Source organism: Emticicia sp. C21, from assembly GCF_003418935.1.
Lineage (GTDB): Bacteria > Bacteroidota > Bacteroidia > Cytophagales > Spirosomataceae > Emticicia.
In genome coordinates this window covers 137,829-151,313 of the sequence record NZ_QVMT01000013.1, presented here as the reverse complement: position 1 = coordinate 151,313, position 13,485 = coordinate 137,829, and the positions used below count along the sequence as shown (strand labels likewise).

Here is a 13,485-nt window from a genome sequence, read left to right as displayed (position 1 = left end):
GACCGCTTACTAAAAAAATAGATAGATTTCGCACGCTTTTCAATAATCGTAATTTTTTGCCCGGTATTTTTATTGAGCAATAAATCCTTCAAATTTTTAACGAATAACGACCATGAAAAATCTTTTATCTGTCTTCACTCTTTTTTGTTTGATGGCCTATCTTGAAACCAACGCGCAGGTTTATGTTCAGGAAGCTACCGATGGATCTGTAACCATTACTCCAAAGGGAGTCAGAGGGAAAAATGGAAATCCGGGTAATAACGATACAAATACTTCTCTAGGGGCACAATCTTTGAAATCGACTACTGGTAGTCAGAACGTAGCTATTGGTTTATCTGCTCTTTTTGATAATACTTCAGGTAGTAGAAATACAGCTGTGGGTAGTCAGGCAGTTACAAATAATTCCACTGGTCAGGGCAACACAGGAATTGGTTATAATAGTTTATTGAACAACACCACTGCTTCGGGAAATGTCGGGGTAGGAGAGTATTCATTATACAATAATACTACCGCTTCTGGTAATATTGGTATTGGCCAATATTCCGCCTATACTAATACGACCGGTGCAAATAATGTAAGTATAGGAGATTATTCATTATATATAAATAATGGAGGAAAAGAGAATACTGCTGTTGGCAGTAGAAGTTTGTATAATAACACAGGTGATTATAATACAGCTGTAGGAAGCAGGGCGCTAAGTTCATCTTCAGGTGGAGCAGCAAATGTTGCTATTGGTTATAGAACAATGTATGCTACCACTTCGGGTATTAACAACACAGCAAGTGGATATCAGGCAATGGATGATAATACCACAGGAAACCATAATGTGGCTATAGGACAAGGAACCCTTGGAAGTAACACTCAAAGGAGTTTTAATACGGCAGTTGGATCTAATGCGCTTGGAATAGCTTATAGCGGAGCAGGTAATCAGGATGGACACAACACGGCTGTAGGCTATGCGGCATTGAGAGGAAGTGGAACAGCTGCAAACAATTCAGGTACTTACAATACAGCGATAGGTAGTAATGCCATGATAAATACTACCAGTGGTGATAATAACGTGGCTGTTGGTTCCCAAACATTATATTTAAATACATCAGGACAAAATAACGTAGCTATTGGTTACCAATCTCAATATAGTCCTTCTATTGCTATAAATAACGTAAGTGTTGGTACAAGTACTTTATACTCCCTTACCTTTGGTGCTTCTAATACAGCCATTGGGCACAATGCCTTACAAGGTGTAACTAGTGGTAATTCAAATACCGCACTTGGAAGTTTCGCAGGTGGAAGTATTGCAGGTGGTAGCCAGAATGTTGTTATAGGAAATAGTGCAGGACAAAGCATTAGTTCAGGATCTGAGAACATTATTATTGGGGCAAGCGGTAATGTGTCGTCAGGCACTAATAACATTCTTATTGGGGTTGGAGCTAGTGTTCCAAACCTTTCCACAACTAATAATCAGATACGCCTGGGTAATGCTTCTATTACCTACGCAGGCATTCAGGTAGCATGGGATGTCACTTCAGATAGAAGATGGAAAGAACAAATTCAGCCTTTGCCATTAGGAATTGAATTTATTAAGTCTCTGAAGCCAGTGCAATATGTACGCAAGAATGACGCAACTAAAAGCGTTGAAATGGGCTTGATTGCGCAGGACTTAGAAAAAACTTTGGTTGATTTCAGAAAAGACAATTTGGGACTATTGAAAAAAGATGTGGATGGCTATTTTACCGTGCGCTACAATGACCTGATGGCACCCATGATTAAAGCCATGCAAGAGCAGCAAGCCATGATTGAAAAATTGATGAAAGAAAATCAAACTTTAATGGCAGAGGTAAGAGAAATAAAAAATACATTGGTAGCTAATGCTGGCGAAGTAAAAACAGTTTCTGAATCAAAAAAATAATAAGATAAGTATAAACAAAAGCGAGCCTTTCAACTAAAGAAAGGCTCGCTTTTGCTCTAAGGCAAGGCAAATGCTACATATTGATTCCCTTTTTTAGCGCCTAGCTTAGTTCCTCCGCAAGCCAGTACTATGTATTGCTTCCCATTCACCTGATAAGTCGCCGGGGTAGCAAAAGCTGCTGCCGGAAGTTTAGTTTCCCAAAGTAAAGCCCCCGTTTTTTTATTAAACACCCTGAATTTTTCATCTTTGGTGGCTGCAATAAATAATAGACCATTGGCTGTTACAACCGGGCCTCCATAATTTTCAGAACCTGTTGTCGGAATACCCTTTTGTTTTAAAGATTCATATTCGCCAAAAGGAATTTTCCACAGATATTCACCTGTATTCAAATCAATTGCATTTAACGTTCCCCAAGGAGGTGAAATGGCCGGTAAGCCTTTATTATCCAGAAATTTATTATAACCTGTACTCACAAAAGGTAAATAAGGGTTTTTAAAGCCACTATTGTTAGTAGCACTTACTTCTTTCTTCTCTTCCCCAAACAAAAAGGCAACAACTGCTTGTTTTTCTGAAGCACTAAGTGTGGTGAAGCCCGGCATCATGCCTTTGCCATTAGTGATAATCTGAGTAACAAAAACCTTATCACGACGTTTCTCAATATCTATTAAGGAAGGATACCCGCTTTTTGTATTCCCTTTTCTATCTACACCATGGCAAGTAACGCAAGAAGTAGCATAGATTCGCTCACCTGTGCTTAATCCGGCTAAGGCATCTTGTTTAGGAGTAGGCTTCATGGTCAATATCCAGGCCATCTCGTTGCTATTTACATACAAAATACCCTCTTTAGGGTCAGCGGCAGCACCTCCCCACTCAGCACCCCCATCAAAGCCCGGTAGAATAACTGTTCCTTCTTTACTCGGTGCTGCAAATCTGTTGCGCTTATAGGTTTTAAATTTTATTAGTAAAGAGTCTCGGTCTTCAGCATAAGGGCTTATATCATTCTCAGTCAACAGATGAGCCTGACGGGCAAATGGGGCAGGTTTAGTTGGAACAGGTTGAGTAGGCCACGAAACTTCCCCAGGTAAATCTGATTTAGGCGCAGGAATCTCCTGAATCGGAAACAATGGTTTGCCTGTTACTCTATTAAACAAATAAATGTATCCCTGCTTACTGGTTTGCGCCACTGCATCAACCATTTTGCCATTGTGTTTTACGGTAATCAGGTTTGGTGGAGCCGGCAAATCTCTGTCCCACATATCATGATGTGTTGTCTGAAAATGCCATAATAATTTACCTGTTTTTGCATTCAAGGCTAAAAGGCAATTGGCATATAAGTTTTTGCCAGATCTTTTGCCACCATAAAAGTCGTATCCTGCAGACCCCGTCGGTACATAGATAATGCCCCGTTTTCTATCAACAGACATCCCTGCCCAGTTGTTAGCGGCACCCACTTCTGTATTTTTATAGGCTTCTTTAGGCCAGGTATTATAGCCGGGCTCATCTGGATAGGGGATGGTGTGGAATGTCCAGGCTAATTTCCCTGTTTTTACATTAAATGCTCTTATATCTCCAGGAGCTGCATCTGCACCCTCTGAGAGACGCACAGGCATTACTATCAGATCTTCAAAGATTGTCCCCGGAGTATTCGAAATGATAAATTTCTTTTGGGCTATTTCAGGTAAGCCTGTATGTAGGTCAACTCGTCCATTATCTCCAAAAGAAGCAATTGCTTTACCGGTTGTGGCATCAATGGCATATAAATATTCACCGATAGTATGCAAAATTCGTTTATCAGTTCCATCAGTCCAATAAGCCACTCCGCGACTTGTACTTGCAAAACTTTTCAGCTTATCACCAAAGCGCCAGATTTCCTTACCTGTGGCAGCATCTAAAGCAAATGCTTGTACCGTTGCAGTTACCCCGTAAAGCACACCATTTACAATAATAGGATTCACCTGCATTTGCCCTGAATCAGGTGTAGAGTAAGTCCAGGCAACTTTCAGATTCTGAACGTTTTCGGGCTTAATCTGGTCTAAAGTAGAGTAATGATTTCGATCTGGACCGCCTAAATATTCATTCCATTCGGTGTAATTTTCATTATCCGGCTGATAGCTTTTTTGAAGAGCCGTGCCAATCAAAAAAATACCGAGCGATAGCAGGGCAGTATAAATGCTTTTTTTCATAGGTCGTAGTAAGTGTTAGGTTTTATAAGGGAATAGATAGCAGTCAACTATTTGCTAATTCTTGTTTTTATCTTCAATTTTATCGGAATCATACATGCGGGTATCTTCCTCATTCTCAAAAATATCAGGATATTTGTTTTTTATCCAACGGTACTGTTTGGCTGACAAAAAAATGAATTGTGGGCCTGATAAATCTTCATCATCATCGCTACCCGATAATTCGTAAAAAGCATAATCAGAATTTTGTTCAGTCAATGCCTTATTGACCAATTCAATCAGTTTAGCTGTATCAAACTCAAAATAATCATAGTCTGATTGCAAATCTTTGCTTTTAGTTTTAGGAACACCCTTAATAAACTGACTTTCACTATATTTTTTATTGTTCAGTTCGAAGCTAAACTTAAAAGTACGGTCAGAGCTTTCTCCTTTTTTGAGCATTTTCTGAAAATTGTCCTCTACCTTTATTGGGTTAAAATGCCCTTTTGAAATAGTTTTCAGAGAATCAATCATTGATTTATACACATCTTTATAATTATCCAACTCCCACATATTGCTTTTCACTATTACTTTAGGAAGTGCCTCCAATAAAGATTTTCCGGAGCCCTGAAGACGGCGGAATTTCAAAATAAATGTTTCTTTTTGTGAATCATTCATTGGCTCAATCAATCCCACTCTCCCAAATTCAAAAAGAGTATTTTGTAAACTATCCCGACTGAACTCACGATTATACATACTAAAATCAACATAATTGTTCGGGAGTGTTTCTGCCACAAGATTGGCCTGAGTGCTATCAAATAATACAAACGAAAGTATTGGGCTTCTGTAATCACAAACAATCACTAACCTATGCGGAGAAGAGATGTCTGTCAGATAATCATTAATAACCTTAAACTGATTTTCTCCAATGCCCGGGAAATATTGGGATTTTTCATTTTTAAGCGAATCAATGGCGTTCTTAACTAATTGAGAAAGAGAAACATACAGGCTTTGTTCGTAAGCTTTACCATTGATTTTTAATGAGAGAATATATTCATTATACTCGGTCGAGTCTGAATCCTTAGAGGTCTTTTTATAATTGATTTCTCCAAACTTGGTATCAGGTAATAATTTTGAGCCAAATTTATTCAAAATATAACTATAGATTTCTGTATTGTTTTTACCGACCAGTTCATTTAAATCAATCAATACTGCCCGCCCACTCGCTTTCAAAACATCAGATGGCTCTTTGCTTTTTTTCAAATCAAGCGTTTTCTTAGCTTCCTCCGTAAGCATATTTTCTCTCTGCAAAGCATTTGCAAAGTCTTCTGTACTGAAAGCTGCTATTTGTTCTTGATAAGAATGATAGGCATTTTCAGCAACCGGTTCATTAAATACCTCACTATAGTTTTTATCAATATAATCGTATTGTTTCTTAGTCAGAAAAATATAGTTACTTTGATTGTTCAAAGTAAAAGTGCCGATATTTCCATTAATTTTATAATACGTGCCATCAATTTTGTTTTCTTCTAAAGCAGCATTAATCAATTCAATGAGTTGATATTCATTCAGGCTGACATTATCGAAATTCAGATAACTGTTTGCTTTCATCCCCTTTTGTGCTACAAGCAACTCTTTGTCTATTCTAGGTATTTCTTGCTTGTATTCATATTTTTTATCCTTAACTCTGAAACTCATAACCAGATTTCTATCTTTTTCATTGCTTTTAACGATTTCGGTCTCAAAATTATCAGTAACTTTTTCGGGTTTAAACTGATTATGAGAAACACGAGCTAATTCGGCAATAAATGATTTAAAAGAATTTATTTTTTCAGTTTCAGTTTTAGGAGTGAAATTGACTTTCGCAATTATATCAGGAAAACTAAGTAATAGGCTTCTCTTAACATTGTTTCTATTACCTGATTCAAATCTGAAATCAACGATAGCCTTATCAATAGATTCTTTTGTATCAACTTGTAAAATATCGTTATCCTGAAAATCTTTAATAATTGCAGTTAATTTTTCTCTACTGAACTTGTCAGAAAAGTCACTTTTCTCTGAGCCAAGCAAATTCGCTAAAAAGGCATTATCCTGTATTTTAGTTTTAAAAACTAAACTCTGAGTACTATCTACCAATATCAGGGCTTTACGGGCATCTCTTACAGGCAGTAGAGGATTAATCTCATTGGCAACAATAATTAATCTTTTATCCGACTTTGTGTCTATAAGGTAATCATTGATTGACTGAAAATCTTTGGAATTAATGCCTATTAACGGAGAAAAGAGAATGGCATAAGATTTAATAATATTGGTGTCTACATACACATCAGGAGGAATACTTTTTTGTAAAGTTTTAAACCACGAAAAATCAGTATCTGCTTTCTGTGCATAGTTAAGCCCCTTAACAGAGTATTGTAAACGGTAGGACTTTTTATCCTTATCCATTGGGTTTCTGAAAGGCAAACCCATTGGACTATCAAAAGATAATTCATTATCACTCTTAACGAGTTCTTTTACCGAAAAATCTGAGAATGCAAATTCAGGGAGAAGTTTGGTTTTTACTTCATTAAAAAGATTCTCATAGATTTCTTCACGTGTAAAATTTCCTTGCTCTTTTGGAATTACTACTACATTATTGCATAATGAAATAATATCTATTTTACTTTTTAATTCATAGGGTTTATACGATTGCTTAAGTAAGTCTGCCTTTTCTTTAGATAGCATCTTTGCAGTTTGCAGACTGTCTATAAACTTAAACTGAATATTTTTCTGAGAAGCATAATTATCATAAAACCACGTTTGCTTAGCCGCATAAATAAAGAAGCCAAAATCATTGATCAGTTTGATGCGATCTTTTTCAAGCCATTTCAGTAATTCATCGTAAACATTTTTATCGATTAATTGAATCGCCCTGAGTTTATCAGCAAGTAACTGGTAGTTTTCCTTTGATGGTTTAAGATTTTGCTCTAAGCCTAGAAAAGAAAGCGGATTTTTAGCATTAATTTCTCCCTCAATATCGGGCTTGAAATACATACTTTCACCCAATATCTTTTCTGACATTTCCCGAAGTTGTACTAATTCATCAGCTGCAGAGCCAACATTACGCATCACTTCAAAAATGCCTACAAAGCCCAAAATAGCTGCTCTTGACTTAAAAAGTGAATCGGGGATTTTATTTAAACCTGCAAACGGTATTCCTGAGAGACGTTGCTTGATGGCTGCATTATCTTTAGAGACAGCTTTTAGAAATCCATCTTTACCAAACTCCGAAATAATCTCCTCTTTTTGTAGTGCATTAAGGTATTTTTGGAGCTGTTCTTCTGATAAACTTTGTGCAAAAGCTGTAAGTGAAAAGAATGAAAATATAATCAAAAGTATGTGTTTCATAAAGCAAGAACATTTTTATCCAAAAGTAATTCACTTTCTGATAATTAACTATATATGGAGGGAAATATTGAGTGATTGAAAGATTTCGTGATTGAGTGAATGTGTTATTGACTGATTAATCTTAAATTATCATTAAACCGATATTTATTAATAATTGGCAAAGGGAATCTTTGAGTAAAATAGAATCAATGAAATCAGATCAATTGAATAAATCAAAATTCAAAACTAATCACTCAATCACTAACTCAAACATTCATCAACTATTCACACTATTGGCCATTTAAAAGTACTGGTTAGCTTATTTTCATCCCGTTAGCCGAAGATTTTCGGGCGGCTTCAATGATTTCTAATACGTGCAAGGCGTGTTCTACATTGATGCGTGGTTCAATTCCTTTGATAAGGCTTTCTCCAACCACTCTGGCTCCTTCCTGCCATTCATAACCTCCCTTATCGGTAGAGGTTAATACAGGAGGCTCTGTCCAGGAAGTATCCAGTATCACGCCATTGGTTTCCCAGTCATAACCAATCAAACGCATATTACCATAGTCTCCAAAAATCTGAATCGAATGCAGGCTTTGCGCACCTGCTTCATGTCCGTGTGGGTCGAAATAATTAAAACCACACATCACATGTGAGATTATTCCTTTGTCATGCTCTAGCAAGACATGTGCATTATCTTCAGCTTCTACTTTTATTTTACCCTTGTCGTCCACAGTTCGTTCCGGATTTACAATACTCGTCATGGCCATTACACTTTTAGCAGGGCCAAGTAACCCTGTCAATGTTGCCATATTATAAACTCCTAAATCTGGCATACTTCCACCACCTTTTTCATAAAAGAAAGCACTCCAGGTGGGGCCTGTATGGCCATATTGTCCATGAGCGGAGGCTATTCTTCCCAATTTCCCCTCCTGAATAGTCTTGCTCATAAAAGCAAACTGAGGACTATTAACTACGGCAGGAGCTCCCCATATTCTTAACTTTTTGCGTTTAGCCAATTCAAGTAATGCTTTTCCTTCAGCATATGTATTAGCCATCGGTTTCTCACTCCATACATGCTTTCCTGCCAATAATGCTTTTTTATTCAAATCACCATGCACCTGCATATCTGTCAATGTTACCATCATATCAAATGGCACACCTGCCAGCATTTCATCTAAATTTGCATAGGTTTTAGCATTGACTTTATATTGTTTGTTTTGCTCAATAGCTCTCTCTGGTTTTATATCGCATAGACTCACAACTTCAATTAATGGAGAAGACAGTAGTTGAGGTAAATACCGATTACTGACACTCCCACAGCCAATTATGGCAACTTTTAATTTTTTATCGACTATTTCATTGGCAAACCCCTCTAAAGAAGAGAGTAGGAGGGCAGCTCCTGCCGAGGCTGTGTATTGCAGGAACTTTTGTCTTGAAAGGGTATCGTTCATGGTTATTTATTTTGTAGGTTGAGTGCTAATAAGGAAGCTAAATTTACAATTTTTAAGCTTAAATTTTAACTTTTGAGGCAGTATATTTTCAAGGTCAATTATCCGTATCAGACACAAGCTTGGGTTATATAAACGAGAAAGAGGTAATCCAAAACTGAACTACCTCTTTAAAAATTATTTGAATATTGTTTAAAACGTCATTCTCTGGATTCTGACGGCATTTAGAATAGCCAGAAGAGCTACACCAACATCAGCAAATACTGCTTCCCACATGGTTGCTAATCCTCCGGCGCCTAATACCAGTACAATTATTTTTACGGCAAATGCCAATACAATGTTCTGAATAACAATATTCTTTGTGGCTTTACCAATCTTGATAGCAACAGCAATTTTTGATGGCTGGTCAGTTTGAATCACCACATCGGCTGTTTCAATGGCGGCATCACTGCCCATTGCACCCATAGCTATACCAACATCACTTAGTGCTAATACAGGTGCATCGTTAATTCCATCACCAACAAATGCCGTTACTTTAGAAGTATCTTTCCGTAATTCTTCCACTTTCTGTACTTTATGCTCTGGTAATAAATCTCCATAAGCTGTATCAATACCAATAGACTTGGCTACCTTTTGCGTAATAGAATTTTTATCACCGCTTAGCATTACTGTCTGATTGATACCATTCTTATGCATTTCTTTAATAGCTTCGATGGCATCTTCTTTTATTTCATCGGCAATAATGATATAGCCTGCATACTTGCCATCAATTGAAACTACCACAATAGTCTCTACAATCTCTTCCACGGTTTTATCATAGCTTATCTTAAACTTTTGTAGTAATTTAAGATTACCCACCAGCACCTCTTTGCCGTCAACTATGCCTTTCAAACCATGCCCTGAAATTTCTTCAACCTCAGATACTCTAAGTTTAGAGCTAATCGACGCCTGCTCAGCAATGGCTTTGGCAATCGGGTGGGTAGATTTACTCTCTAAAGCCGCAACAATTTGAATAAATTCTTCTTTGTTAATTATTGGGCTCGCAATTTTCTGCACCTTAAATACACCTTTAGTCAAAGTACCTGTTTTATCCATCACAACTGTATTTACCTTAGTCATCAGGTCAAGATAATTGGAGCCTTTAAACAAAATACCGTTACGTGACGCAGCCCCGATACCACCAAAATACCCCAGGGGAATAGAAATAACCAAAGCACAAGGGCAGGAGATAACAAGAAAAATTAAACCCCTGTACAGCCACTGGCTGAATATATAATTTTCTACAATAAGTGCAGGTGTCAGAACAACTGCCAACGCCAGAAAAAATACGATAGGGGTATAGATTCTGGCAAATTTCCGAATTAATAACTCGGTTTTAGCTTTTCTGGTTGTGGCATTCTGTACCATATCGAGAATACGGGCTAATGAGCTGTCAGCAAATTTTTTACTTACCTTTAACTCAATTACTTTGTCTAAATTGAGCATCCCTGCCAACACCTGCTCACCTTTTTTAATCGTTTTAGGTTTGCTCTCACCAGTCAAAGCTGAGGTATTGAAACTACTACTTTCAGTGAGCATTTCTCCATCCAGAGGGACTTTCTCACCTGCTTTAATCTGAATTGTTTCGCCTATCTGCACATTTTCAGGTTTTACTTCCTGGTAGGTATTATTCCTAGATACATTGGCAGATGCCGGACGAATATCAAGCAAGGCTTTTATATTGTTTTTGGCTCTATTAACAGCGGCACTTTGGAATAACTCTCCAACAGCATAGAATAACATAACTGCCACACCTTCGGGGTATTCACCAATGGCAAAAGCACCAATCGTTGCTAATACCATCAAGGTAAACTCAGTAAAAAACTCTTTCCGGGTAATAGCCTCCCATGCCTCCTGCATTACCGGAAAGCCGACGGGATAGTAGGCAACTACATACCAACCCAATCGGAAGTAATCTTTAAAAAAGCTGTTTTCAATAAAATTGTCGAGAGTAATCCCTATCAATAACATTATGAGACTAAAAATCGCAGGTAAGTACTGCTTCAAGCCTACAGCGCCACTGTGGTCATGATTATGATCGTGCTCATGGTCATGTTCTCCATCATGAGTATGATCATGTCCATGATGGTTATGCGTGTTTTTCGAACTCTCTTTTGGAATTAACAAATCCTTAGCGTTTGCTTGTGTGTAAATCTTTTCTTCCAAAGAACAACAAGTCATTCTTCCCTGCTCATCATACGTATGTACGTGATTCGCATCGGTATTAACACCCGGTGGATGCTCGTGCTGATGTTTATGGTCATGCTCATGTTTCATATATTGCTAGTTTTTTAGACCTGTATTTAGTGAAATTATTACAACTTTATCTTTATCCCTCCATTGAATGAGCGTCCTTCGGTATGGGTAAAGACCTCATTAAATTGTGGCGCATTATGTGCACCGGAAACGACTTTTTCAAAACGGTTTTGTCGGGTATCTGTAAAATTTTCAGCGTTAACAAATACGCTGATTTTACCGAAGCTTTTTTCTAAAAACAATCCAAACTCCCAAAAAGATCGTGTTAATCGTCCGTCGCTTAAAACTTGCCTGTCAGAATAATAACCTTCCAGTCCGACTTTGAAATTCTGATGCTTTTCTGCTAGCAATGCCATATTTACCTTATTTTTTGGCAATAACGGAACCGTCTGATTCGTACTTTTATAAGTAGCCTTTGCATCTGTAAAAGTATATCCTACAAAAAACTTTATCCAATCTGCAAAAGTGAATCTTACATTCGTTTCAAAGCCTTTTGATAATACCGGTTTCGCGGCGTTCTCAAAATAAAATTGATTATTGGCATTCATTCTCAAAACCAATGGTTGATTAATTTGAGTGATAAAAAACATCTGGTTAGCTGTAAAACTGAAATTCTCGCCGCTCGTATTCTGATAATTAAAATCTAAAGTACTTCCATAAGATTTCTCAGCTTTGGCATCACTACCAATCGCCAATACATTCTGAAAAGCCAATGTCTCAGTTGCCTCTGTAAACATAGTAGGTAGTTTATAACCCAATCCTCCCCCTAATCGGCTGCTCCAATGTTCAGAAATTTTATACAGTGCCGAAATACGAGGCAAAGCAAAAAAATCATGACGTTTTGCATAATCCAATCTGAATCCACCTTCAAGCAAAAACTTTTCAGTTATATCCCAGTTGTCCTGCGCATAAACTCCGGCAATAAAATTATTCTCAGTGCGTGGTTTAAGGCTTTCTTTTTCTTTGAAATCGTCAAAAATCAGATTCGCACCAACTACAATGGCATGCTTTGCCTGATGTATTATATATGAAAAATCGGTATAAGCGTTGGTTTGCAAACCTCTGAAACTATAATCCGGTATTTTAATCTGCCTGTCGAATAGACTAAAGCTTTGCTTGAAAATCAATTGTTTGCTTTCAGAAATCTGTCTGCTGAATTGCAACGTTGAAATGTTCCGTACTGACTCGTTTTTTTCAAAATAACTATGCTGACTATCTGCTTTACCATCAATCACAAATACGTCTCCACCAAATCGATTCTGAAATGTGGTTGAATTACCCAGTATTAATTTGTTCTTCTCATTAAAATAGACAAAAATTCGAGGATTAATATTTAAATCCCTGCTTTTCGGAATTTCAGTAAAGTCATCTTTGTCCACATCATAAGGTTTCTGAATAGTACCAGAAACCAACATGGAATAACCTACTTTCTGATTTCTCTTTGCTGAAAAAGCACTGAAATTAGTTCCTCCTCCTGTACTTGTCTGATTGATGATGGCCGAGAACTCTGGTTTTTCTTTCGGTTCTTTCGAGATAAAGTTCACAACCCCGGCAATAGCTCCACCACCATAAAGCGTTGAAGCAGAACCTTTAATAACTTCAACCTGACGTAAGTCTAATGGCGGAATGTCTAATAAACTTAGTCCACTTGAAAAACCTCCAAAGGTCGGGAAACCATCTTTCAGAATCTGCGTATACCTACCGTCAAGGCCTTGTATTCTTATACTCTGATTGGCAGAGGTATAACTCGTTTGCTGCACCTGAATCCCAGTACTTTCGTGCAAAATCATAGATACATTGTTGGGTCTCATATTGGCCTTTTCATCAATTTCTTCTAATGAAATGGCTTCAATACGTGTAGGTATATCCTCAATATTTCTGCTGATACGAGTTGTAGAAACCACCACCTCTTCCAACTCCTCATTGTCACTTTCTAAAAGTATTTCTACGTCATTACTCAAAGGAAAAATAATTTTCTGTTCAGCATTTGCATAGCCGATGAATGAAATGAGAATGGTTTGCTCTCCATCAGTCGCACCTTTCAGGCTGATTTTACCCTCCATATCGGTAGTCCCACCAATTTTGCTACCTTTCAGAACCACTGTTGCACCAATCAGACTCTCTTTGGTTTTACTATCTTTTACAATAATACCAGGTATGATTATACCGGGTTGTGTTTGTGCTAAAGAGAGTTGTGTAAGTATAATGAATATATATAATAAGATGATTCTTTTCATTTGCCATAAATTAGTTAATACAATAAACCTTAAGGCTTACCGAAAAAGTAAGCACTATTCATTATCCA

The 13,485-nt window shown here is 37.4% G+C and carries 6 protein-coding genes; 1 reads left to right on the top strand and 5 read right to left on the bottom strand.

Annotated elements, in window-relative coordinates:
- Positions 1 to 112: 112 nt before the first annotated feature.
- Complete coding sequence (locus D0T08_RS23210; protein WP_116985143.1) at positions 113 to 1,909, top strand: tail fiber domain-containing protein; 1,797 nt, start codon at positions 113 to 115, stop codon at positions 1,907 to 1,909.
- A gap of 56 nt (positions 1,910 to 1,965) precedes the next feature.
- Here the strand turns inward: D0T08_RS23210 and D0T08_RS23205 are convergent, their stop codons facing one another.
- The 5 genes from D0T08_RS23205 to D0T08_RS23185 form a co-directional block, all read right to left on the bottom strand.
- Positions 1,966 to 4,092 carry a PQQ-binding-like beta-propeller repeat protein gene (locus D0T08_RS23205; protein WP_116985142.1) on the bottom strand — a complete coding sequence of 709 codons (2,127 nt, stop codon included), beginning with the start codon at positions 4,090 to 4,092 and terminating at the stop codon, positions 1,966 to 1,968.
- Positions 4,093 to 4,146: 54 nt separating this feature from the next.
- Positions 4,147 to 7,455 (bottom strand): hypothetical protein, encoded by a 3,309-nt coding sequence (locus D0T08_RS23200; protein WP_116985141.1) that lies wholly within the window; start codon positions 7,453 to 7,455, stop codon positions 4,147 to 4,149.
- 293 nt (positions 7,456 to 7,748) lie between these two features.
- Positions 7,749 to 8,888 (bottom strand): Gfo/Idh/MocA family protein, encoded by a 1,140-nt coding sequence (locus tag D0T08_RS23195; RefSeq protein WP_199538211.1) that lies wholly within the window; start codon positions 8,886 to 8,888, stop codon positions 7,749 to 7,751.
- Between the two features lie 189 nt (positions 8,889 to 9,077).
- On the bottom strand, positions 9,078 to 11,201 hold the full coding sequence (locus D0T08_RS23190) for a heavy metal translocating P-type ATPase (RefSeq protein WP_116985140.1): 2,124 nt from the start codon (positions 11,199 to 11,201) through the stop codon (positions 9,078 to 9,080).
- A 38-nt stretch (positions 11,202 to 11,239) separates the two neighbouring features.
- Positions 11,240 to 13,417, bottom strand: coding sequence for a TonB-dependent receptor (locus D0T08_RS23185; protein ID WP_116985139.1), 2,178 nt, complete (start codon positions 13,415 to 13,417; stop codon positions 11,240 to 11,242).
- Positions 13,418 to 13,485 lie beyond the last annotated feature (68 nt).

What these genes read in the sequence shown, in the direction of transcription:
- D0T08_RS23195 (WP_199538211.1), bottom strand. Translation starts at nt 8,888, where the DNA reads ATGAACGATACCCTTTCAAGACAAAAGTTCCTGCAATACACAGCCTCG.
- D0T08_RS23200 (WP_116985141.1), bottom strand. Translation starts at nt 7,455, where the DNA reads ATGAAACACATACTTTTGATTATATTTTCATTCTTTTCACTTACAGCT.
- D0T08_RS23210 (WP_116985143.1), top strand. Translation starts at nt 113, where the DNA reads ATGAAAAATCTTTTATCTGTCTTCACTCTTTTTTGTTTGATGGCCTAT.
- D0T08_RS23205 (WP_116985142.1), bottom strand. Translation starts at nt 4,092, where the DNA reads ATGAAAAAAAGCATTTATACTGCCCTGCTATCGCTCGGTATTTTTTTG.
- D0T08_RS23185 (WP_116985139.1), bottom strand. Translation starts at nt 13,417, where the DNA reads ATGAAAAGAATCATCTTATTATATATATTCATTATACTTACACAACTC.
- D0T08_RS23190 (WP_116985140.1), bottom strand. Translation starts at nt 11,201, where the DNA reads ATGAAACATGAGCATGACCATAAACATCAGCACGAGCATCCACCGGGT.